Here is a 23,940-nt window from a genome sequence, read left to right on the forward strand (position 1 = left end):
CTCGGGATCCGTTGACGTGCGAGCGGCGCTCAATTGGTGAACACATGTACACCCAATACCCACCGGTAACCAAAGTCAACCCGACTGCGGCGAACTAGGGGCCTATTCGACGGAATCCGTAATAGTCGGCGGTTTAACGGCCTCGACCTCCACCTGCACCTCCATGCCCGTGTCGTGCTTGGTCGACCGCATGAAGTCGTCGATGATCTCGGCGACTTCGTTCGGCGCCTCCACGTGAGCGAAGTGCCCGACGCCGGGCAGCACCTCGAGTCGACCGCCGGGACGGGCAGCCATGGCCGCGTGGCCGTGCTCGACGGGGATGATCTGGTCGTCCTCGCCCCAGATGGCCAGCGTCGGAAGTTCGGAGCGGACGTGCAGGCGGTTGATCGCGCTGACGGCCTGGCCGCGGTAGTCGACGACGGACCGCAGGGTACGCAAGAAGGCGTCGCGCGTCGGGCGATCCGAGAACGACGAGTAGGCCCGCCAGATCTCACTCGCTCGCGGGTTCTTCATCCCCGCCGAGGTGAACCAGGACCCGATCTTGTTGCCTATCTTGAGAACTGGCGTCGGCGCGATGACGGGCAGCACGAACTCCGCGCCCGGTGCCGACAGCAGCCGCAGAATGAAGCCGACGTCCGTGCCGAGCCCACCGCTGCTGATCAGGATGAGTCGTTCGCAGTAGTCGGGATGCTGATACAGGAACTGCATCGCCACTCCCCCACCGAGGGAATGGCCGACGATGGTCGCCTGGGCGATGCCCAGCTCGTCGAGGAGGTCGCGCAGCGACACGGCGAACGCGCCGAGGGAGTAGTCGCCGCGGGGTTTCGCCGTCTGCCCGTGCCCGAGCATGTCGGGCGCCACCACGCGGTAGTGCTTGGACAGGCGCGGAATCAGTTCGCGCCAAGCGTCGGAACTGCCCGCCATGCCGTGGATCAGGAGCAGGACCTCGCCGCTGCCCTCGTCTCGGTAGGCAACTCGTTCGCCGTGCAGGTCGAGGAACTTCACGTCATTCATGGTCGATCTCTCCGTCTCGGTTCGATCTCTGGGTTCTCGGCACTACTCACGAGTAACTTCGAGCATGGCCGATGGAGTCGAAACCGTCAACGCTCCAGTTAGCGGGCGCGCTTGGCGAGACGCTCCGGATCGAGGATCAGGACGCTCTTGCCCTCCACGCGGATCCACCCGCGTTGGCTGAAGTCGGCGAGCGCCTTGTTCACGGTCTCGCGCGACGCCCCGACCAGCTGGGCGATCTCCTCCTGCGTCAGGTCGTGGGTGACGCGCAGCGCGTTGCCCTCCTGCGCTCCGAAGCGCTGCACCAGCTGCAAGAGCTGCTTGGCGACGCGGCCGGGCACGTCGGTGAAGATGAGGTCACCGAGGTTGTTGTTGGTGCGGCGCAGGCGTCGGGCCAGCACGCGCAGCAGCTGCTCGGCGATCTCGGGGCGGCCCGAGATCCAGGTCCGCAGCGCTTCGCGGTCCATCGAGACCGCACGCACCTGCGTGACCGTGGTGACGCTGGAGGTCCGCGGGCCGGGATCGAAGATCGCCAACTCGCCGAACATGTCCGACGGACCGAGGATGGTGAGCAGATTCTCCCGGCCGTCGGGCGCGCTGCGGACGATCTTCACCTTGCCCGAGACGATGATGTACAGCCGGTCACCGGGCTCGCCCTCGACGAAGATCGTGTGACCCCGCGGAAAGTCGACCGGCTGTAGTTGACTGGCCAGGGCGGCGACCGCGGCGGGCTCGACTCCCTGGACGATTCCGGAGCGGGCGAGGACGTCCTCGACGTTGCCGGGGTCGACCGTCGACTTCATGCCTGCCTCGGGCGACGGGCGTTGCATCTCTCGGTTTGCGCGCACATGCCTGTGAGCGTGGCGGTGCCGATCGGGTTTGTAAAGCACAAACCGCCAACTCGACGCGACGAGTTACACGTCGGTGGTGACGTAGCGAGTCTTGACCGGCGGAGCGGCCAGCAGCGGCGGAAGGTCGACGATCTTGCCGTCACCGGCGCGGAACGCACGGTAGGCCTCGTCGTCGGCGACGGTCTCCCAGACTTCGTAGATGATCCAGTGCGCCTCGTCGTCCTCGTCGACGAGCACGTCGATGACGTTCGCGCCCTTGAACCCGCGGGTCTTGGCGAGTTCGCGGGTGAACACCTCGCGCGCCTCGGCGACCGATTCGGGCTTGAATCGCAGCTCGAGCATGACGGTGACGGACATTGACGATCTCCTGACTAGAGGACGAGCTCGATGGTGACGTCGCCACCCGACGGGTCGGCATCGGACACCAGTGACCATGGTGCCCGATAGATCCGTCCCGGCGCAGCCGGCCACGGCGTCCGCCTCGTCCCGATCGTGCGACCGTCCTGCATCGCCCGCAGCCGCGGGGCGCGGTGATACTCGTCGACCCAGAACAACAGGTCACCACGGGGCGCCGCCCCACCTTCAGGGGCGACGAGTTGCGGTGTCACCCAACGCAACGGCGCGCTGGCCCGAACCCGGACGCCCGCAGCTGCCGCCCGGCCGCCGACGAGCCAGTCCCGAACCCGGGGCGCGACGTGGCGGCCGTCGAGGGCGGCGGCGTCGGCGGTGTCGACCGGGTGCACCAGGTTTCCCACCGCGAACACCCCTGGCCTGCTGGTCCGCAGGCTGGCGTCGACGAGGGGCCCGCGGGTCGCGGAGTCCATTGCCAGACCGGCGGTGCGGGCGAGCTCGTGGTCGGGAATCCAGTCGCCGGTCATGACGACGGTGTCGCACTCGATCGTCGACCGCGCGCCGGTGTCGAGGTTCTCCACCGTCACCGACCGCACCCGCTCCTTGCCGTCGACGCTCACCACGCGGCTGCGCGTAAGCACCGGACCCCGAAGCAGCGCGCGACCGGGGATGCGGAAGGCCGCATAGGACTCCGAGTGGGGATGGGCGCTGACCATTGCGATCGTCGCACAACCGGATTCGCGCAGGGTCAGCACGGCCGACCAGCTGACCAGTTCGGCTCCGACGACGACGGCACGGCTGCCCACCGCCGCGTGCTGAACGTGGACGAGGTTCTGCAGCTGCCCGGTGGTGTAGATCCCGTCGGGCCGGTCCCCTGGGATCAGCCGGGCGGGACGGGGTCGCTCCCGGGCCCCGGTGGCCAGGACGACGGCGTCGGCCTCGACGATGCGGCGTCCGCGCGGCGAGGTGATTTCGAGGGTGCGCTCGCCACCCCATCCGGTGACCATCGCCTCGGTCTCCAGGCGCGCGCCGGCGTCGCGCGCGGCCTCGGTGAGCGTGCGGGCGTAGGTCGGGCCGGAGACGAAGCGCCTGAGGTCCCTGATCCCGTAGCCGAGATGGTCGCTGTGCCTGGGGATTCCACCGGTGTGGGCCTCGCGTTCGAGCACCAACACCTCGCCGTTGACGAGCGGGGCGAGGGCTGTCGCCGCGGTCAGCCCCGACGGTCCACCGCCGATGACGGCGACCGCGACCCTCACGACGACGCCTCGAGCAGCGACTTGGTGTGGGCCCCGCAGTAGAAGCCCTGACAGCGGCCGTTCAACACCCTGGTACGACGACGGAGCCCGTCGAGGTCGCGGGGCGGGATGGTCGAGGCGAACGCGTCGCGGATCTCGCCTGCGGTGACCCGCTCACAGAAGCACACGATGCGGCCGTACTCGGGGTCCGCGGCAATGCGCTCGGCGTCCTGGTAGGGCCGGGTGGTGGCTTCGCCGATGTTCGGCATCCGGGGCGCGGGCGGCAGCGCACCGCGTGGGGTCAGGTCGAGGTCCGAATCGGCCAACAGTTCCAAAAGGTGTTCTGCCAGAGCCATTCCCGCGGTCAGACCGGTCGACCGGATGCCGCCGACCAGCACGTACCGTTGGTCCGCGTCGACCTCGACGAGGTAGTCGTCCCGGTCGATTGCCGCCCGCAGACCCGCGTAGGCGGCGGTCACCTCCTCGTCGAACAGGGTCGGCATCAGCGCGCGCCCCTTGCCAAGCAGGAACTCGAAACCCTCCTCCGAGGTGCCGGTGGCGGTGCGGTCGGTCAGGTTCTCCGACGTCGGTCCCACCATCACGTTGCCGTAGATGGTCGGGCTGACGAGCACGCCCTTGCCGCGCGACGAGGGCACGGCCAACACGATGCACGGCACCATCGGTCGGGTGAGCTTGTCGAACACCAGGAGTTCGCCGCGCCGCGGGGTGACGGTGAACCGGTCATAGCCGAACCGCCCGTCGAGCTGGTCTGCGCCGAGGCCCGCCGCGTTGACCACCCAGCGCGCCTTGACCTCTCCCGTCGTGGTGACGACGACGGTGTGGTCGTGGTGCCGGACGACGTCGGTGACCATGGCGCCACGGCGCAGGTCCACCCCACGCTGGACGGCCTCCGTCGCCAGCGCCAGGTTCGTGGTCCAGCTGCAGATGATCGACTCACCGGGCACGGTGAGGCCCGCCAGCGCGCCGGGGCCGAGGTCCGGCACGCGCCGGTACACCTCGTCGCCCGTGACGATCTCGCACGCGTGGTAGCCGTTGCGTTCGGCCTTGTCCTTCAGCTTCGGCAGGGCGTCGCGCTCCTCGTCGGTCCACGCCACCAGCAAGGCACCGGTGCGTTCCACGGGGATGCCGACCCGCTCGGCGTACTCGCCGAGCAGGTCGTAGCCGCGGGCGACCAGGCGGGACTCCAACGTCCCCGGGGTGGCGTCGAAGCCGGTGTGCAGCAACGCGGTGTTGGCCTTGCTGGTGCCGTCCCCCACGTCGTCGCGACCCTCGACGAGCGTCACCGTCAGCTCGGTACCGCCGAGCACGCGGGCGATCGCACTCCCGACGATGCCTGCGCCGATCACGGCGACGTCACGGATGTCATTCTGCGCGTTCAGGATTCGCCCTCTCCGGATGTCAGCACCGCGGCGGCGGCACGCCGCCAGCGGGCCAGGTGCTCGGACGCGCGGTCGTCGGACCACAGCGGTTCGTAGGTGTGCTCGGGCGTCCAGGTGCCGACGACGTCGGCCGGGCTCAGTGCCGGGTCGAGCGCGAGCCGGGCACACGCCGCGGCGCCCAACGGGGTGGCGTGCGCCGACGGGTAGACCTCGACGGGAATCCGAGCGAGGTCGGCCTGGGCCTGCATCAGGACGTCCGAACGCGTCAGCCCGCCGTCCACTCGAAGCCGCGTCAACGGTTGGCCCAAGTCTTGGCCGACCAGCTCGGCCAGGCACGCGACCTGTGCGGCGATGCCCTCCGCCAGAGCCCGAACCAGCTGCCCGCGCCCACTGCTCAGCGTCATTCCCGTGAACGAGGCGGTGGCCTGGGCGTCCCACCACGGGGCGGCCAGCCCGGCCAGCGCTGGCACACAGAGGACACCGGCGGAGTCGGCCGCCGCCACGGCGTCGAGCTGATCGGCGGCCGGGATCAGACCGAGGTCGACGGCCCACCGGACGGCCGAGGCCGCGGTGTACACCTGTCCGTCCGCACAGTAGGAGGTGCGATCGCGAAGCGTCCACGCCACCGAGGTGGTCAGCCCCGCCGCCGACCTGGCGGCGTTGCCGCCGAGCTGGGCGAGCAGGAACGCACCGGTGCCGTACGTGCACTTGGCCGCGCCGGGATCCAGGCAGGCTTCGGCGAGCAGGGCGGCCTGCTGGTCGACGACGAGGCCGGCGACCGGTACCGGGGTGCCGCCGAAAATCGTTGTCTCACCGATGATCTGATCACAGTCGACGATGTCGGGCAGCGCCTCGTCGGCCAGACCGAACAGCTCGAGCAGATCGCGCCGCCAGGTCGCCGAGTCCAGATCGAGCAGCAGCGACCGGCTGGCCGTCGAGACGTCGGTGACGAAGGCACCGCACAGCCGGTGCACCAGCCAGGTGTCGGTCGTGGTGACGACGCCGTCGCGGGTCAGGTTGGCTCGGATCCACGCCATCTTCGGGGCCGAGAAGTACGGGTCGAGCACCAGGCCGGTGCGCCTGGCGACGTCGGCCGCCGATGCGGCGAGGTCCGCGCAGATGGTCTCGGCGCGGCGGTCCTGCCAGACGATCGCCGGGCTCAGCGGCCGGCCCGTCGCGCGGTCCCAGGCGAGCACGGTCTCGCCCTGATTGGCCAGCGCCACCGCGGCGACGGGCACCCCCGCATCGGCAAGGGCACGTCGACCCGCGTCGACCACCGAGTCCCAGAGCGCCTCGGGGTCCTGCTCGACGCCTCCCCCCGGCAGATACCGGGGGCGCAGCGCGACCTCCGCGATCGACACCACCCGACCGGTGTCGTCGACGACGATCGCCTTGGTGCCCGAGGTGCCCTGGTCGACCGCCAACACGTGGCTCATGGCTGGTGTGCGCCCGCCTCGTGGTCGAGGACCGCGTCGATCGAGTGCTGGTCGGGCATGGCCAGGCCGTCCCGCCCGCGGCGGGCGAGCAGATAGCCGAGGTACGCCGCACCGATCACGACCATCACGATGACATAGAGCCAGGCGTCCTTGAAGCTGGCGTCGCGGAAGAGCGCGAGTTCGAAGACCAACCAGACCACGGCGACGACCAGGATCGGCTTCTCCCAGGCGCCCAGGTCGAACTTGCCGTTGACGGGGAGGGCCTTGCGCTTGACCAGATACAGCACCACGGTGGCGGCGTAGATGATCGCGGGCAACAGCGTGGCGGCGCCGAACAGGGTGAACAAGGCGTCTTCGGACTGCGAGAAGATGGCAAGGATGAGCTCGGCGAGGAGGACGAACAGCACCGTCGCCTTGAACGGCGTGTGGAATCGCGGCGATATGTGACTCCACTGCTGCCAGCCGGGGAAGCGCTCGTCGCGAGACATGGCCCACGTCAAGCGAACTCCCGTCATCATGATGACCAGTCCGCACGCGAAGATGGCGATGACGACCATGAGGAGAAGCAGGGTGCTGACCACCGACCCGAGGGTGTCGTGGATGACGTCGGCGATCGGGGTTCCGGACTCGGCGAGGGCGACGGGGTCTCCCGCGGCCAGCGTCACGGCGACGAGGAACACGAAACCCAGGACACCGGAGGCGATGACGGCCTGACACATGGCTCGCGGCACCACGCGCTCCGGGTCGTTGGTCTCCTCAGCGAGGTTGGCCGCGGACTCGAAACCGACGATCGTGAAGGCGCCGAGCAGGAAGCCCAGCATCCACGGGCCGGCCGACGTCCAGTCGCCGAAGCTCCAGAACCCCTCTGGCGCAACGGCTCCCTTGCTGAACAGATTGGCCCCGTCCATGTCGCCGCGGACGGCCGCGACCACCAGCAGCAGCACCGTCAGCGTGACCATGCCGACCAGCTCGAGGGACACCGCGCCGTTGTTCACCCGTTCAGTCCACTTGGTGGACAACGCCAGCAGCACCGCCTGCAGCAGAAGCACCAGCGCGGTGACCCCCCAGGTGACGGCCGCCGTGCCCTCGTAGTTCAGCAGCACCGGAAGCACGGTCGAGGCGATCGTGTAGTCGACCGCGACGACCACGACGGCCAGGAAGGTGAAGGAGATCCAGCCGATGATCCAGCCCAAGATCGGGTTGGCCAGCCGCGACATCCATTGGTACGCATAGCCGGTCACGGGCATCCTCGAGGCGATGGTACCCAGGACGAAGGCCACGGCGAGCTGGCCAACCACGGCGATGGGCCACGTCCAGATTCCGACGGGACCCGAGGAGTTGAGCACTGCTCCGTAGGTGGTGAAGATGCCGGTCGCGATGGAGACGAAGGCGAACGCCACCGCGAAGGACGCGAACTTGCCGGTGTGACGCTCCATCGACTGCTTGTAGCCGAACTGCGCGAGCTCGGCCTCGTCACCCCCGGCTCGGGGGATTGGCTTCGGATCGCTCATGCGGTTCCTCCAAGGTGGTATAGACCATGCGGTTGAACCAAAGTATGGGAGCGGGGCCACGCGCCGTCAACCCCGGAAATCGACTGTTAACACGCCGGTGGACTAGACCAAGCGGTCACTTGGCCAACGCCGCGGAGATACCCTGCTTGGATGACGGCGTCGAGGAGAGAGCGAAGGCCTTCGACCACTCCGCGCTACATCGCGATCGCCGCTCAGGTGCGGGACCGAATCCTCGTCGACCAGCTCGGACCTCATACCCTGCTGCCGTCGGAACGCGAGCTCGCGGAACTACATCAGGTCAGCCGGATGACCGCGCGGCAGGCGCTGTCACTGCTGGAGAACGAGGGCGTGGTCTACCGACGGCCACCGCGTGGCACGTTCGTCGCCGAGCCCCGCGTGCGGTTCCACATCGGCAGTTTCTCCGAGGAGGTGTCCCGACTGGGCCGCCACCCGGCGGCAAAACTGCTGTGGGCCGAACATCAGGAGCCGACCCCGTCGGTGCGGCTGGCCCTCGAACTCGACGACGGTGCGGCGGTGCACGTGTTTCATCGCCTGCGCACCGTCGACGACGTTCCCTTCGCGCTCGAGACGACGTTCCTACCCGCCGACCTGACCCCGGGCATCCTCGACCTCGCCGACGAGGGGTCCCTCTGGGCGACGCTGCGAGACCGGTATGGCATCGAACTCAGCCGCTCGACGGCCGTGCTGGAGTCGATCGTCCTCGACGATTCCTCGAGTGCACAGCTCAACGTCCGGCCCGGCTCGGCGGGCACCCTGCTGACCAGGACGACGTTCGGCGCGGGCGACCGACGGGTTGAGTTCGCCCGCGACGTCTACCGCGCCGACCGCGCGTCCTTCGAGGTGTCGGTGGACCTCTCCTAGCAGTATCCGCTCGCGGACTGTGGGCCCTATGTACGGATACGGCGTCACTTCCGTGCATAGGCCCCACGGTGAAGAACCCCTTGTCGACCCACGACGGCCACGGCTTCCCACGGCCCGAGCACTCCGGCCGCCGCGGGCCCGGTGACGGCGGCACTGGAGACGATCACCTCGCCCATCGGTTCGAGGCCGACGGGCTCGTCGGAGAAGTTCGCGGTCACCGTCAGAGGACCGCTGCCGAACGCCCAGAGTCGTTGCGTCACCTCGAGTTCGCGGTAGCCGGCCGTCGGATCCGACAGGTACTGACGACGGACCGCGACGAGGGTGCGCACCAGGGCCAGCATCGAGGTCGGGTCCTTGGACTGGTCTTCGACGTTCTGCTCCGCGTCGGGGTGCAGGGGCAGCCACGGGGAGCCGCTGGAGAAGCCACCCGATTCGGTGGCGTCCCAACGCATGGGGGCACGTGCGTTGTCGCGCGGCCACTGCCCGTTCAAGCACCCGGCCGTGAGCGGATCCCGGTGCAACTCCGCCGGGATGTCGCTGTCGCCCATGCCAAGCTCGTCTCCGTAGTAGAGGACGTAGGCCCCGGGCAGCAGCGCAATCACCGCTTGTGCCAGGCGTGCTCGTCGCTGGTCGCCTGCCGCCCAACGCGTCGCCGCCCGAGACAGGTCGTGGTTGGACGCCGCCCACACCATGCACGTGCCCGCCGGCGTCGTCGCGTAGGAATCGGCCACCACGCGCGCGAGGGCCTGCGGCTCGAAGGGCGCGAAGATGAACGGAAAGTTCAGTGCCAGTTGGAGTTCGTCATTCTCGCCGTAGTACGGAGCGAGTTCGTCGACTCGCGACACCCAGGTCTCCCCCATCAGGAGCGGCGGATCCTCGCGTTGTTCTGCCCTTGCCCGCCAATGCCGGTAGACGTCGTGGACCTCGGGTTGGTTGAAGTTGTAGACGTGCTGCACGCCGTGGCGACCCTGGATCTCGGTATCGCCGATGTGCGCCCTTGGGTGTTCGGGATTGTCGCGCAGCAGGCGGTCGTGGTACAGCCCATTGGCGACGTCGATCCGGAACCCGGCCACTCCGCGGGCCAGCCAGAAGTCGACGATCAGATCGAACTCCTCGTGCACCTTCGGATTCCACCAGTTGAGGTCGGGCTGCGCATCGAGGAAGTTGTGCAGGTAGTACTGCGACGTGCCGTCATCCCACGTCCACGCCGACTCGCCGGTGTCGTCGAGCCAGTTGTTCGGCGGCGTGCCATCGGGTTTCGCGTCGGCCCACACGTAGTAGTCCCGGTAGGGCGACGTGGCCGACGACCGTGATTCGACGAACCACGGGTGGCTCGCGCTGGTGTGATTGGGCACCAGATCCATCACGACGCGGATGTCGCGCTCGGCGCACGTCGCGACGAGTTCGTCTAGGTCGGCCAACGTGCCGAGATCGGGATGGACGTCGGTGTAGTCGGAGACGTCGTATCCCCAATCCCGATCGGGCGATGACGTGATCGGCGACAACCACAGGGCGGTGATTCCGAGATCGTCCAGGTAGTCGACGCCCTCGATCACCCCGCGCAGGTCTCCGTAGCCGTCGCCGTCGGAGTCCCGGAACGATCGCACGTAGGCGTGATAGATCGTTCCTCCCACCCACCAGCCTCCCATCACTGGTAGAGCTCGTTGAGTGACAGGCTGGTCGGCACCGCGACGTTGTGCGCCTGCTCGACGCCCTTCAGCCACGGCTGGGTGACCATGAAGTCGGCGACGTCGACCAGATTCATCCAGCAGCCGGTGGCCTGGGCCTGCTCGGCGGCTGTCGAAAAGTCCTCGGCCGAACCGGTTTCGCGGCCACGGGCAATCAACGCCGTCGCCTCAGGAGACGAACAACCGAAGAAGTTCACGCCACCATCGGGGTCGAAGTTGATGTGCTCGAAGAGGTAGGGGTGGGGCGCATCGGGGAAGCCGAGATTCACCAGAATGTCCGGCGCGCCGTCCCGGTTGCTCGTCCAGCCGAAGATCTGCGAGGCGGGATACGCCTGCTCGGTCACCGTCAGGCCCGATTGCGAGAGCTGGTTGCCCATGAGCGCGGCGACCTGTTGATTGTCCGGAGACGACGAGTCATAGCCGATCACGATGGCACGGGTGTTGGCGGGAAGACCGTTGACCGCGGCCTTGAGCACCTCGGGGTCGTAGGCGATCTTCTGAGGCGCGTAGCGCGGATCGTTGATGTTCGCCGGATAGATCTGCTTGGCTGCGGTGCCCCTGCTGAAATACGCGTTCGTGACCAGCTCGTCGACGTTGACGGCCTGCAGAAGGGCCTTGCGAACCGCGGGATCCGTCATGACCGGGGTGTGCGGGTTGACGTACATGTAGTCCGCGCCTGCGGTCGGCAGAATGTGCGTCGCGAACTTGGGATTCGACGTGTACGTGTTGACTGCCGACGATGGGATGTCGTGCAGGATGGCGGCGATCGTGCCGCTCTCCAACGCCAACTGCTGAGCGCTCGAGTCGGTCATCACGGGGACGTTGACGGTCTCGTAGTACGGCTTCTTGCCCCAGTAGTCGGCGAAGGCCGAGAGTTGGTACTTGTCACCGATCTTCGCGTCGGTCAGCTGATACGGCCCGGTCCCGACGTCGTGGGTGGTGAGGTATGTCTGTCCGTGGTCGTTACCCGCGTTGGCGGCCAGTGCGGTGGGACTGGTGAGTTTGGGCCCATACGGTGAGGCTAGGGCGTAGAGGAACGACGAGTCTGGCGACTTGAGTTGGATGGTCGCTGCGAAGTCACCCTGCGTCTCAACCGATTCCACCTCCTTGACCATGTACGCCGGGCCCTGGTCCACTGCGGCTCGGCGATCGAACGACGCCTTGATCGCCGCAGAGGTCAGTGGTGTTCCGTCGTGGAACTTCACCCCCTGGCGCAGTTGGAACGTGAAGGTTCGATGATCGGGCGACTCGGTCCACGTGGTGGCCAGGGCAGGTGCCAAGGTCGGCGTGGCGGTCCCCGAGGCGAATGTCAGGAGCCCCTCGTAGAGGTTGGTGGTCAGCAGCAGGCCCTGCGTGCCGTAGAAGACGTCGGGATCCGGTGGCTGACCGGGGTCCTGCAGGAACGACAGCTCCAACGTCTTCTCGGTCGGCGCGGCGTTGGGGGTCGTCGACCCGCCCCCGCATCCGGCCAGGAGCAGCACCGTGGTCAGGGCCATGGCGGTCAGCCCCCGCGTCGCGGGGCGGTCGATCGACTTGGGCGTCATGAGTTCGACTCTCTCCTAGAGTGTTTCGACGTCCCCAGCCCAACGGTCGGTTCGCGGCGACTGTCACCACGACACCCTCCGGCGTGTGAGGTAAATCGATTTACCTAGAGTAAAAGCCGCCCGGTAGGCGCTGTCAACCCGAGACGACGAATCGGTGCCGCCCGAATGGGGTACCTTCTCGCCGTGGTGACGATGAAGGATGTGGCGCTCGCGGCGGGCGTTTCGCCTGCCACGGTGTCCAACGCCTTCCAGGGGCGAGCCGGAAAGCTCTCAGAGAGTCAACGGTTGCGGGTCCTGGAGGTCGCAGCCGAACTCGGTTACCACGGGCCCGATCCCGCGGGCCGCGTGCTGCGCACCGGTGTCATCGGTGCGATCGGTGCCATGTTCACCGAGACCCTCTCGTTCGTCTTCGACGACGCGTCTGCGGTCCTTCTGCTGAAGGGCATTTCACAGATCGCCGAGCAGGCCGATCTCACGCTGTCGCTCTTGCCATTTCCACCGCACACACCCGGGGCAGATGCCGCCGCACGACAGCAGCGCGACGCTCACATCGTCAGGAGCAGCCTGGTCGACCGCTTCCTCGCCTATTCGATGCCCGACGACCATCCCGCAGTGGTGACGGCCATCGCGCGGCGCCTTCCCACCGTCATCGTCGATGCTCCGTTTCGCCAAGACGTGCACTACGTCGGAATTCACGACAGGGCGGCCGCACGCGAGGCGGCCGAGCACCTCATCGCGCTGGGGCACCGAAAGTTCGGCATCATCGTCGACCGACTGGTGCCAGACGGACGCAGCGGATTCGTCGACGCCGCGCGGCTGAAGTCGACGCAGGAGGCCGTCCCGAGGGAGCGTCTGGCCGGCTACCGGGAGGCCTTCACCGCCGCCGGGATCAAGTGGTCCTCGGTCCCGTTGCTCGAGGCGGGTGGCCTCACCGTTCCCCTGTTCGACGTCGCGGCAGAGCTCCTGCTCGACACCCACGACGTGACCGCCGTCCTCGCGGTGAACGACGAGCTCGGCATGGCCGTGCTCCGCGCGTGTCGACGGCGGAACATCGCTGTGCCAGAACAACTATCGGTCGTCGGATTCGACGACGTCCCTGCCGCAGCCGACACGGGCCTGACGACGGTCCACCAGTCGTTCGTCGAGAAGGGCCGGGCGGCAGCGCAGCTGCTCACCGACGGTACGTCGGCCAAGCCCCAGCGAGTGCTGCTGCCGACCACATTCGTCGAGCGCACCTCTACAGCCAGCCCCGGCTAGGCCGGCCTAGCCGGTGTCGGCGCGACCACCCAGGATCATGTCCTCGCGCGGCACGACCTTGACGCGTTCGCGACCCTGCTCCGCCCCGAGGGCGATCTCGTGGGCGTCGAGCCGCTCCCACTCGGCCCACGTCGTGTAGTCGACGCCCCGGCCGGCGAGATGGGCGAGGATCGCATCGGGATCGGATACCTCGGCGGGCGCGATGCCCGGCAGATCCGCCAGCAGGCTCGTCACGGTTTCCGCGGCATCGGACTTGGTGTGCCCGATGAGGCCGATCGGTCCCCGCTTGATCCACCCGGTGACATACGTGCCCTCCATCATCACGCCGTCCATGTCGAGCACCCGACCCTTGTCGTGCGGCACCACGCCGGCGCCGTGGTCGAAGGGAAGGTCGGCGAGATGCGAGGACAGGTAGCCCACCGCTCGGTACACCGCCTCCACCGGGGTGTCGACGAATTCGCCAGTGCCCCGGACGGTTCCGTCACCGATCAGCTCGGTGCGCTCGGTCCGCAACCCCTCGACGCGGTCCGTGCCCAGAATCGCCACCGGCGCCTGGCAAAGATGGATGTGAATGCGGTGCGGCGCGCCGGTCGGCTCCCTCTCCATGTAACGCATCAACGTGTCGACGACGAGCCTGGTCGACTTGCTCTTGCCGATGGCGGCCTGGCTGGCCTCGTCGATCTCGAAACCCTCGGGATGCACGATCACGTCGACGCTCGGCGAATGCGACAGCTCGCGGAATTCCATTGGGGTGAACTTGATCTGGGCCGGACCACGGCGGGCGAACACGTGGACGTCGGTGGCCTGGTTGAGGGCAAGACCGCGGTACACGTTGCCGGGGATCTCAGTCGTCAGCTGCTCGTCGGCGGGCTTCGCGAGCACCCTGGCGATGTCGAGCGCGACGTTGCCCGCCCCGAGGACGGCGACGTTCTTCGCCGTCAACGGCCAATCCCGCGGAACGTCGGGATGACCGTCGTACCAGGACACGAAGTCCGCAGCGCCGTAACTGCCGGGCAGGTCGACGCCTGGGATCTCCAGCTCTCGATCGGCGCGCGCACCGGTGGAGAAGATGACTGCGTCGTAGAAGTGCCGCAGATCCGACAGCTTGACGTCGGTTCCGTAGTGGACGTTTCCGAGGAAGCGGATGCCGTCGCGGGAGAGCACTCGGCGCAGGGCCTTGATGATCTCCTTGATGCGCGGATGATCCGGGGCGACGCCGTAGCGCACCAGGCCGTACGGGGCCGGGAGCCGGTCGAACACGTCCACCTGCGCGCCCGGGTAGTCGTTCACCAGGGTGTCCGCGGCGTAGATGCCCGCCGGTCCGGCGCCGATGACCGCGACTCGAATACGCCTCATGACCCACCTTTCACATTTAGGTAAGCCAAGCCTAAATATGAATGCGGGGCGTGTCAGACCTACGTCCCGAGATCCCCGTCACGTCGAGATTCCGTCGGGGCGAGCAAGTCGACGGCCATCTCGCGCAGTTCCACCTTGCGCACCTTCCCCGTGACGGTCATCGGGAACTGCTCGATGCTACGCACGTATCGCGGAATCTTCTGGCGCGCAAGCTTGTCCGCGGCGAAGGCCCGCACGTCGTCTGCGGACAACTCGGGCGCACCGTCCCGAAGGACGACCCACGCCATCAGTTCTTCCCCGTACTTCTCGTCGGGCACACCGATCACCTGGGCGTCCAGCACGTCGGGGTGGGTGTAGAGGAACTCCTCCACCTCGCGCGGGTAGACGTTCTCCCCGCCACGGATCACCATGTCCTTGCTGCGTCCGGTGATCTGCACGTAGCCGGCGTCGTCCATGATCGCCAGGTCCCCGGTATGCATCCAGCCGTCGGCGTCGACGACCTCGGCGGTCTTCTCCGGCTCGTCCCAGTATCCCAACATCACGCTGTAACCGCGGGTGCACAGCTCGCCAATCTCACCGCGCTCGACCGCGTCACCGGACGCGTCGACGATCTTGATCTCGAGATGCGGCCCCACTCTGCCGACGGTGCCGACACGACGTTCGATCGGGTCGTCGGTACGCGTCTGGGTAGACACCGGTGACGTCTCGGTCATGCCGTAGCAGATCGACACCTGGTCCATGTGCATCCTCGAGACGACCTGCCGCATCACGTGTTCGGGACACGGCGAGCCTGCCATGATCCCGGTCCGCAGCGACGACAGGTCGAACGAGTCGAAGTTCTCGAGGGCAAGTTCGGCGATGAACATCGTCGGCACCCCGTAGAGGCTCGTACAGGACTCGGCGTCGACGGCCGCCAGCGTCGCCTCGGGGTCGAAACTCGGGGCGGGGATCACCATCGCCGCGCCGTGGGTGAGGCACGCGAGATTGCCCATCACCATTCCGAAGCAGTGGTAGAACGGCACGGGTATGCAGACCCGATCGGCTTCGGTGTAGGCCAAGAGCTCGCCGACGAAGTACCCGTTGTTCAGAATGTTGCCGTGCGACAACGTCGCACCCTTCGGCCGGCCCGTCGTACCCGAGGTGTACTGCACGTTGACGGCGTCGCCGGCATTGAGCGTCGCGGCGACGGCGTCGACCCCACGGTCGTCGTCGGCGAAGAGTTCCGAAAACGGCTCGGTGCCGAACAGCACGACCCGCTCGAGGGCGGGGCACGACGGTGCCACCTCCGCGAGCAGACGCGCATAGTCGGAGTCCTTGAACCGCTGCGCGGCGAACACCCACCGCAGGCCCGCCTGGTTTATCACGAACTCGATCTCGTGGGCTCGGTACGCCGGGTTGACCGTGACGAGGACGACGCCGATCTCGGCGGTGGCGAACTGCACCAGCGTCCACTCCCAGCGGTTGGGCGACCAGACGCCCACCCGGTCGCCGCGACGCAGGCCAGCCGAGAGCAACCCCGACGCCAACCGCCGAACATCCTGCCGCAGTTGCGAGTACGTCCACCGGCGGCCTGCCGGGAGGTCGACCAGTGCTTCACGATCCGGCCACGTCTCCGCCGTCCTGCGCAGCGCCTGACCGATCGTGTCGGTGAGCATCGCCGGGTGGGACTCACCACGGGTGTACGACGGCGTCACGAGGTGACGCCGATGGTCAGTGCGTCGTCGCGCCACTCCGAGGTGATCGGCTGCCCACTGTCCGCGGCGGCTTGCTCCCTGGCCCGAAGTTCGACGCGTCGGATCTTCCCGGAGATGGTCTTGGGCAGCTCGTAGAACTCGACCCGCCGCACCCGCAGGTAGGGCGGCAGGTGCTCACGGGCGTGCCGGAGGATCTGGAATGCGGTGTCCTCGTTGGCCTCCCACCCGGCAGCCAGGGCGACGTAGGCCTTGGGCACCGCGAGGCGCGTCGCATCCGGTGCGGGCACCACCGCCGCCTCGGCCACCGCGGGATGCTCGATGAGCACGCTCTCGAGTTCGAACGGGGAGACCTTGTAGTCCGAGGACTTGAACACGTCGTCGGTGCGGCCGACGTAGGTGATGTGCCCGTCCGCGTCACGGCTGGCGACGTCGCCGGTGTGGTAGTAACCGCCAGCGGTGACGGCGAGGTTCTTCTGGACGTCGTCGACGTAGCCCGTCATCAGATTCACCGGCCCGGCAGCCAGGTCGAGGCAGATCTCGCCCTCGTCGGCGAGCTCGCCGGTGAGCGGGTCGACGATCACGACGGGCACACCGGGAAGCGGCCGACCCATCGATCCCGCCTTGAGCGGAGCACCGGCCGTATTACCAACCAGTGCAGTGGTTTCGGTCTGGCCAAAGCCGTCGCGGATGGTCAGTCCCCACCCCCGCCGTACGTGACCGATGACCTCCGGATTGAGCGGCTCGCCCGCGCCGATCGCCTCCCGAAACGAGCCAGCGCCACCGGTGAGGTCGGCCTGGATCAACATCCGCCACACGGTCGGTGGCGCACAGAACGTGGTCACTTCGGCGCGACGCAGCTGGTTCAGGAGACCGACCGCGTCGAACCGCGAGTAGTTGTAGACGAAGATCGTCGCCTCGGCGATCCACGGCGCGAAGAAGCAACTCCAGGCATGCTTGGCCCAGCCCGGTGAGCTGATGTTCAGGTGCAGGTCCCCCGGCCGGAGCCCGAGGAAGTACATCGTTGTCAGATGCCCGAGTGGATACGACACCTGATTGTGCTGCACCAACTTTGGCTTGCTGGTGGTACCGGAGGTGAAGTACCACAGGAGCGGGTCGGACGCCGCCGTCGTCGTCGTGAACGCAGCCGGACGGTCGACGGCATACGCCTCCCGGTAGTCCAGCCACCCGACACCTCCGTCGACGCAGATGCGCAGGAACTCGCCAGGGACGTCGGCGAACTTCGCGACGTCGGCGGCATTGGCGATGACGGCCTTCGCATGTCCCCGGCCGATGCGGTCGGCCAGGTCGGCCGTGCCTGCCGCGGTGGTGGTCGGCATCAGGATTGCGCCGATCTTCATCACCGCCAGCATCGACTCCCACAACTCGACCTGGTTGCCCAGCATCAGAAGCACCGGGTCACCCCTGCCGATCCCGAGCGATTCCAGCCATCTCCCCACCTGATCGGAGCGGTGAGCCATCTCGTCGAAGCGATACTTCGCCTCGGAGCCGTCCTCCTCCACGATCCACAGCGCGGTGTCGCGGTTCCCGCGAGCGATCACGTCGAACCAGTCGACCGCCCAGTTGAACGACTCTCCGAGGTCGGGCCACGTGAACTGGGCGCACGCGCCGTCGTGGTCGCCGTAGCGCTCGAGCAACAGGTCGCGAGCCTCGCGGTATGCACGATGCGCAGCGCCGGACATGGGGCTTCTCCCTTCTGGGGCCCGTGCCGACGAGGCCCGAATCGATCGGCCATTCCCACGCTAGTGGTGGCGACGGGTGCCATGGTGGCGATCGCGACTACCGCACCGACCGCGTGGCGGTCACCGCGCGAATGCGCCGAAGGACTTACACCTCGTCGACTGAGCGACTGCGCCAGGCGATGGTCAGCTGAACCCGCGACTTCACGCCGAGCTTGCGGAACACCGCCCGCAGGTGGGTGTTCACCGTGTTCGTCGACACGCTCAGCGCCTCAGCGGCGCTGCGGTTGGTGTACCCGGTGCTGATCAACTCCACCACCCGCAGCTCGGTCGGCGTCAACGACGCCCATCCGGTATTCGGACGGGGCGCAGGCTGACTCACCCGACTACCCCTGATCCCTTGGCTACGAAGCAGATTCGATATCGTCCGGCTGGCCGCGGTGGCGCCGACCCGCCGATAGATCTCGGCGGCCTCGACGAGGGCGTCGACGGCGTCGGCGGATCTCCCGCGGCGCAGCAGGGCCGATCCGAAGTCCTTGAGGGAATCGGCCAACAACATCGGCCGCGGCGACTCCCGCAGCGCACCGACTGCGCCGGCGAGCACCTCGGGATCGTCCGCCAGTAGGCCGCGGACGTGTAGCGCGACGCCGTCCAAACTCGGAACCCCGGGGTTTCGCAGCGCCACGGCGTCCGCGAGGCGAGACGCCACGCCCGCCAACTCCCGATCGCCCGCGGAGAGGCCGATGTCGGCGAGGATGCGCATCCAGGGCGGCGTCCACGGCCACGGGTCGCGGACGTCCTCCGCACGTTCCAGGAGTGGGCCCAGAACCGCCATCGCGCCCGCCACGTCGCCGGCACTTGCCTTCACCCAGCCGCGCATCAGTCGCGCCCGCGGAGACCGGTCCCCGTCGGACAACCGACAGTCGTCGTCGACTGGCACCAGAAGTTCTGTCGCCCTGTTGATTTCACCCCGGTAGCTCGCGACGGCGGCGAGCACCATCCGCGCGTTGAGCCGGTAGCCGCGGTTCTCGGTTTCGTCGGCGAGCCTCAACAGGGTGCGCGCACCCGCCTCAGCGGCGTCGAACCTGGCGAGGTTGTGGTCCTGCCACATCTGGGCGTAAAGCATTGAGGGAAGCAGCTTGTCGACGTCCTCGTGAGCCTCGCGAATCTTCGCCAGCAGGGCTTCGGCGTCGTCGTAGGCGTCCAAGTGCTGGAGGGTACGAATCTCCTCCGCCTCGTAGGCGGTATCCGACAGCCGTCGCAGGTCGGCGAAGCGATCCAGCGCCAGGCGGTGTCGACCCTCGTTGCGAGCCGCCTCGATCAACGCGATCACCGCGAGGCGCTGGGAGTACTCGTCGCCCACCCGGCGCCCCTCTGCGAGTGCGGCATTGGCCATGGACTCCGCCTGCAGCGCCGACTCCGTTCGGGACGCGGCCAGCGCCCGCGCCGCGGACAGCTGCGCCCGCAGCGTCACCGAGATGCCGGCTCGGGCCAACGCCGCACCGGCGCGTCGCTCCATCTGGACGCAGTCACCGAGACACCACAGCGCGCGACACGCCTGGATCTCGATCCTCGCGAGGGCATCCGGCTCCGCGGCGACGTCGACCAGCCGATCGGCGATGGTCAGCGCCTGCCCCTCGCGCCCGACGTTGACCAGCGTCTCGACGGTACGAATGCCGGTGACCAGCCACAGCGGATGCGAGGGCGAAGTCAGCGCGAACGCCTGCTGCGCCAGCTCGGCGGCCTGCCCAGGCATCGACACCAGGCATTCGCTGGCCGCCCGCTCCAGCGCGAGAATGGCTTCTTCGTCGTTCTGCACGGCGCTGGCGCGATAGTGGGTCGCCGCGGCGAGAGCCGGCCGCCCCTCTCCGATGAGATAGCGGGCGCAGGCGCGGTGCAGCGCACGGCGATCAACGGGTGCGATGTCGGCGTACACCGCGTCACCGACCAGGTCATGGGGGAGGAACACGTCGTCGTCGGCGGTGCCGAGCAGCCCGTCGTCGACGCCCTCCCTGACGAGCGAGCCGACCTGACCCTCCGAAAGGTTCCCCAACAGCCGGCCGGCGTCGGAGGCGGCGAGGGACCGTCCCCATACCGCCGTGAGCCGTACCAGGGCCGCGGCCTGCTCCGACAGCTCACCCATCCGCTCGCGCACGCCCGTCGAGAGTTCGGCGGCCAGATCGCCGACCCCTTGGCCGCGCTCGCGGCGCCGCGCCAACCCGTCGAGCACCTGAACCGCCCAAAACGGGTTGCCGCCAACGCCATTCAGGAGCTTCTTGACGTGATCCGACGGCTCCGCGCCCAATCGATCCGATGCCAGGCTCTCGATGTCGCCGGGGCCCAACGGCCCCAGCGAGATGCGCGTGATCGCCGTGACGTCGTCGGTGCCCGCGATGACCTCCTGAACGGGTCCGGTCGGCGCCCACCGGCTGGTGAGCACCCACACCACCGGTGACCCCGCCAGCCGAGAGGGCAGCACGCGCAGCGCGAACCTCGTCAACCGATCAGCCCACTGCACGTCGTCGACGGCTATCAAGACCGGCGCGTTCAACGCGATTTCATCGAGCAGCGAGCTGATCCGGTCGACCAGCCACAGCGGCTTGTCGTACAGCGGAGCAAGGCTGGAGAACGCCTCGCCGGGCAGAAGCGGCTGGCGCCCCGACCGCAGAGCCACCAACAGCGGCGCACCCGGAGCGATCTGATCCCCCTGTTCGGCCTTGCCGCTGCCGACCGCGAATCCCGACCTGGACGCTTGTTCGACGATCTCGCGCATGACGGCCGACTTGCCGATGCCCGGTTCTCCGCTAATGACGATGAGAGCGCCCTGACCGGTGCTGCTGGCCCGGCGCAGTGCGGTCAGCGCGCGAGACATCGCGTCGCTGCGGCCCCTGAGCACCGTCTGAGCCATGTCGTTCCGTCCCGTCCACCGGCCTCCACTAGGCCCGCATTGCAGAACACCGAATGCCGGCAAAAATTTCCGCGGCGCGGGCACCGGACGCGGCGCCTCCTCACTCGTTTGGATGATATTGACGACGACGTGGCGTCCGCGGGGGTTCCGCCGAGGTCGGGAGTACCGGTTCGAGGGCCAGGAGCGGGTGACTTGCGGGACGGCGACCCGACGGGCGACGACGCCCGCGCCGGACATACCGGCCGCCACGTGCCGGAACCCGGATTCGTCGATGAGCTGGGCAAACGCAGCCGGCGGCGGTGTCAAGATCATCAGTTCGAGCGATGTGCCCGCGACCGCCCGCGTGGTTGAGTCATCCCCGTTCGTGATGTTACTCGCAAGTAGGTTCCGCTGTGTCGGAGCTCACATCCAGTCAAGGAGTTCCCATGCAAGCTGCCGTCCGTCGCCCCCACTTCGCGGCCGGAGTCGCGTTGGTCGGAGCGAGTGTCATCGCCGCCGCCGCCGTCACCCCCATGCCCGAGATCCACCTGCCCGACGTCAGCCTCCCGTCGATTCACGCCGCCGAGGTCGACCTCGCCGCGCTGGCCAATCCGCTCGAGGTCTACGCCCAGGTGTTCCAGACCGCGCTCGCCAACACGAACACGCTCATCCAAAACACTGTCCCTGGCCAGCTGCTCAACCAGATCCTGCAGAACCAGGTCAGCAGCGCCGCCACGCTCCTCAACGGGCTGTCGACCACTGGTGGCGGAATCGCCGCCGCGGTAACGCAGGTGCCGGCGGCGCTGACCACGGCCGTCACCCAGCTCGCCGCGGGCAACGTCGAGGGCGCCGTGAACACCCTGCTCGGAGTCCCCCTCAACGTGATCGCCCCCGCCACCGGACTGTTGCCCGTACTGCAAACGGTGCTCACCCAACCGTTGACCAACCTGGTCAACGTGGTCAACGCGTTCACCCGTGACCCGCAACTCACACTGCTGGCCGTCAGCGGTTTCATCGCGCCGTTGATCAGCGCTCCAGCGGCCGCGGCCGCCGCCGTGCAGAACGTCATCAACGCCGTGGGCACCGGTGACCTTGGAGCGGTGGCAAACGCAGTCTTCACCGCGCCGGCCACCATCGCCGACGGCATTCTCAACGGCGGCTATGGGCCCAACCTCGGACCGCTGGCCGGCTTCCCGGACGGGTCGGGACTCGTCGTCAAGGCGGGCGGACTCCTCAGTTCCTCGGAGATCACGGTCGACGCAAGCGGCAACCTCGTCGTCACCACCGGCGGCCCGCTGTACTCCCTGCAGCAGGTGCTCAAGATGATCACCCAGGCGATCAAGCCGCCCGCCCCGACCGCCACCATCGCCAGCCTGCCCACGGCGGCCGCGGCCACCATCACCCTGGGCACCGCCCCGGCTGCCTCGGCCGACAAGACGACCGACACCACCACGCCCGCCGCGAGCGCGCCGGCGACCTCCGCCGACAAGCCTGCCGTCACCGACAAGACCGCGAGCACCCCCGCCAGCACCAAGGACGGCAGCGAATCAACGAGCGCACCAACCGATTCGACGACGAACACGCCATCCAAGACGGAGACCGACACGTCGACCAAGACCCCGGCCGAGACTCCGGAAAAGACGTCCTCGCCCACCAAGCCGACGAGCTCGGCACCGGACGTGAAGACCGGCAACAAGGTCGAGCCGGGGACGACGGCCGGCGCTGACGCGCCGAAGTCGAACGGCTCGAACACCTCGACGACCGAGAAGGACGGAACACCGGCCGCGGGGTCGACGTCGGCCACGGCCGGCGGCGCGGAGAAGGGCGCGGGCGCCGCGTCGGGCAGCGAATCGAAGGGCGCAGCGAAGGGCAGCGCCGCCTAGGCCCACCACCGCTTCGAAGAGGGGTCCTCGCCAGCACGGTGCTGACGGGGACTCCTATTCGGCGATGGGTCCGCCTAGCCGGCCCGAAGTGTCGTCGCCAGGAAGTCGAAGACCTTCTGGTGCAACGCATCGTCGGCGTCGCGCATCACCACGTACGTGACGGGCGCGGTCATCGCACGGGCGAAACTGGCCGCCTGCCCGGCGCGTGACGCGTCGCCGATGTTTTCGAGGACAAGGGTGGGGCTGGTGATGTGGCGGATGTCGTCGGTGGTCAACGTGTACTCGGCAGAAGTTCTGACGTAGTCCACCGAGGTCGCGCCTCCGAATGCCCACCTACCGGTCCGCAGGTCCCGGCGAGCCCTCGCACTCTCCTTGGTCAGGACGTCGAGCAGCGCGACCGCCTCGTCGTCGCGCTCGTCTTCGACGAGACTGAGGATCGGTTCCGGAATCGGCGGGGACGACGCGTAGAACGTCGTCATGCCGTCGTTGCAGACGATGGCGGCCGCCCGGCCGCCGTGCGCGGCGTACCGCGCGACGAGATAGCCGCCAAGGCCATGGCCGAAGTGCACGATCGCGTCGGCGTCGACCTCGGGAACTCCCGAGGCATAGTCGACGACGGGACCGAGCACGTTCTCCCAATCGGGGCGCATCGTCACCTTCTGCTCGCGCAGCATCGCGCCCTGTCCTGGCCCGTCATAGGCCAGGAAGTTGTAGCCACGCCGCAACGCAGCCGCCCCGACGACGAGGTAACCCTCTTCGCATGACGCACCAAAACCGTTGGTGTAGATCACCGTTGGCCGCGGCTTCCCGCCATCGTCGACGAGGAACAGGTACCCAGGCATGGTGCCACCCTCGTACGGGATGCGCACGGTGGTGAACCGCGCGTCCGTCATCCCCGCGGCGCGCTCGAAGTACCCGCGCGAGCAGCGCGCGAGGCTCATCGCGTCGAGGTCGTCGCCAGGGTCGACCCCGCAGAAGAACTCGGCAAGACGAAAGTAGTTCGACGCCCGCAGGAACGCCTCCCGCGCGCTGACGACGTCACCGAGGTCGAGCGAGGATTGACCGTCCCGCGCCGTCCGCTGCGCCGTCATGCTCCATGTCGTCCGCCAGGCGGCGTCGTCACCGTCGGGGATGTCCGCGGCCGTGGCGAGCATCTCGCCGAGATCGGCTCCCCCGTCTCCCACGAACCCGGCCGCCCGCAGCGTCTCGAGCGTCGCGGCCTGATCGCGAGGGGTGGGGTGTTCGGTCATGTCGTCG

At 68.1% G+C, this 23,940-nt stretch carries 17 protein-coding genes; 3 read left to right on the forward strand and 14 right to left on the reverse strand.

The genetic code is table 11. From position 1 onward, the window contains the following. Window positions 1-102: 102 nt before the first annotated feature. The 7 genes from B1790_RS08410 to B1790_RS08440 all read right to left on the reverse strand — a co-directional run bounded on the left by B1790_RS08410 (window position 103) and on the right by B1790_RS08440 (window position 7,795). Entirely contained in the window at window positions 103-1,014 is a 912-nt protein-coding gene (locus tag B1790_RS08410) for an alpha/beta fold hydrolase (protein WP_079922762.1), read from the reverse strand. 98 nt (window positions 1,015-1,112) lie between these two features. Beyond that, on the reverse strand, window positions 1,113-1,814 hold the full coding sequence (locus tag B1790_RS08415; protein WP_056557765.1) for a Crp/Fnr family transcriptional regulator: 702 nt from the start codon (window positions 1,812-1,814) through the stop codon (window positions 1,113-1,115). Between the two features lie 111 nt (window positions 1,815-1,925). Beyond that, complete coding sequence (locus tag B1790_RS08420) at window positions 1,926-2,219, reverse strand: putative quinol monooxygenase (protein ID WP_079922763.1); 294 nt, start codon at window positions 2,217-2,219, stop codon at window positions 1,926-1,928. A gap of 14 nt (window positions 2,220-2,233) precedes the next feature. Continuing rightward, window positions 2,234-3,469: an NAD(P)/FAD-dependent oxidoreductase gene (locus B1790_RS08425; protein ID WP_079922764.1), complete on the reverse strand. Its 1,236-nt coding sequence runs from the start codon at window positions 3,467-3,469 to the stop codon at window positions 2,234-2,236. Further along, entirely contained in the window at window positions 3,466-4,848 is a 1,383-nt protein-coding gene (locus tag B1790_RS08430) for an NAD(P)/FAD-dependent oxidoreductase (RefSeq protein ID WP_079922794.1), read from the reverse strand. Before B1790_RS08430 ends, B1790_RS08425 begins: the two co-directional genes overlap by 4 nt. After that, window positions 4,845-6,284 carry an FGGY family carbohydrate kinase gene (locus B1790_RS08435; RefSeq protein WP_079922765.1) on the reverse strand — a complete coding sequence of 480 codons (1,440 nt, stop codon included), beginning with the start codon at window positions 6,282-6,284 and terminating at the stop codon, window positions 4,845-4,847. The genes B1790_RS08430 and B1790_RS08435 overlap by 4 nt, the downstream gene beginning before the upstream one ends. Then, a complete protein-coding gene (locus B1790_RS08440) occupies window positions 6,281-7,795 on the reverse strand; it encodes an APC family permease (RefSeq protein ID WP_079922766.1) in 1,515 nt (504 codons plus the stop codon). The genes B1790_RS08435 and B1790_RS08440 overlap by 4 nt, the downstream gene beginning before the upstream one ends. 150 nt (window positions 7,796-7,945) lie before the next feature. Between B1790_RS08440 and B1790_RS08445 the strand changes: the two genes are divergently transcribed. Further along, window positions 7,946-8,677 (forward strand): GntR family transcriptional regulator, encoded by a 732-nt coding sequence (locus tag B1790_RS08445; protein WP_079922767.1) that lies wholly within the window; start codon window positions 7,946-7,948, stop codon window positions 8,675-8,677. Between the two features lie 44 nt (window positions 8,678-8,721). Here the strand turns inward: B1790_RS08445 and B1790_RS08450 are convergent, their stop codons facing one another. Then, window positions 8,722-10,311: an alpha-amylase family glycosyl hydrolase gene (locus B1790_RS08450; RefSeq protein ID WP_158083790.1), complete on the reverse strand. Its 1,590-nt coding sequence runs from the start codon at window positions 10,309-10,311 to the stop codon at window positions 8,722-8,724. Between the two features lie 14 nt (window positions 10,312-10,325). Continuing rightward, window positions 10,326-11,909: an ABC transporter substrate-binding protein gene (locus tag B1790_RS08455; protein WP_079922769.1), complete on the reverse strand. Its 1,584-nt coding sequence runs from the start codon at window positions 11,907-11,909 to the stop codon at window positions 10,326-10,328. Window positions 11,910-12,074: 165 nt separating this feature from the next. Here B1790_RS08455 and B1790_RS08460 point away from each other — a divergent pair, with 165 nt between their 5' ends. Next, on the forward strand, window positions 12,075-13,166 hold the full coding sequence (locus B1790_RS08460; protein WP_233165015.1) for a substrate-binding domain-containing protein: 1,092 nt from the start codon (window positions 12,075-12,077) through the stop codon (window positions 13,164-13,166). A gap of 6 nt (window positions 13,167-13,172) precedes the next feature. On the opposite strand, the gene B1790_RS08465 is transcribed toward B1790_RS08460, so the two are convergent. The 4 genes from B1790_RS08465 to B1790_RS08480 all read right to left on the reverse strand — a co-directional run bounded on the left by B1790_RS08465 (window position 13,173) and on the right by B1790_RS08480 (window position 20,821). Continuing rightward, the gene (locus B1790_RS08465) at window positions 13,173-14,522 is read right to left on the reverse strand and encodes an FAD-dependent oxidoreductase (protein WP_079922770.1); all 1,350 of its coding nucleotides are present in this window, start codon (window positions 14,520-14,522) and stop codon (window positions 13,173-13,175) included. 59 nt (window positions 14,523-14,581) lie between these two features. Beyond that, entirely contained in the window at window positions 14,582-16,177 is a 1,596-nt protein-coding gene (locus B1790_RS08470; RefSeq protein ID WP_079922796.1) for an AMP-binding protein, read from the reverse strand. A gap of 35 nt (window positions 16,178-16,212) precedes the next feature. Further along, entirely contained in the window at window positions 16,213-17,916 is a 1,704-nt protein-coding gene (locus B1790_RS08475) for an AMP-binding protein (RefSeq protein ID WP_079922771.1), read from the reverse strand. Between the two features lie 145 nt (window positions 17,917-18,061). Next, a complete protein-coding gene (locus B1790_RS08480) occupies window positions 18,062-20,821 on the reverse strand; it encodes a LuxR family transcriptional regulator (protein ID WP_158083791.1) in 2,760 nt (919 codons plus the stop codon). Between the two features lie 425 nt (window positions 20,822-21,246). Between B1790_RS08480 and B1790_RS08485 the strand changes: the two genes are divergently transcribed. Continuing rightward, window positions 21,247-22,683, forward strand: a complete 1,437-nt coding sequence (locus B1790_RS08485) for a hypothetical protein (protein ID WP_079922773.1) — start codon at window positions 21,247-21,249, stop codon at window positions 22,681-22,683. A 74-nt stretch (window positions 22,684-22,757) separates the two neighbouring features. On the opposite strand, the gene B1790_RS08490 is transcribed toward B1790_RS08485, so the two are convergent. After that, entirely contained in the window at window positions 22,758-23,933 is a 1,176-nt protein-coding gene (locus B1790_RS08490; RefSeq protein ID WP_079922774.1) for a S9 family peptidase, read from the reverse strand. Window positions 23,934-23,940: the final 7 nt, after the last annotated feature.

The sequence above is a fragment of the Mycobacterium sp. AT1 genome (genome assembly GCF_002043095.1).
Lineage (GTDB): Bacteria > Actinomycetota > Actinomycetes > Mycobacteriales > Mycobacteriaceae > Mycobacterium.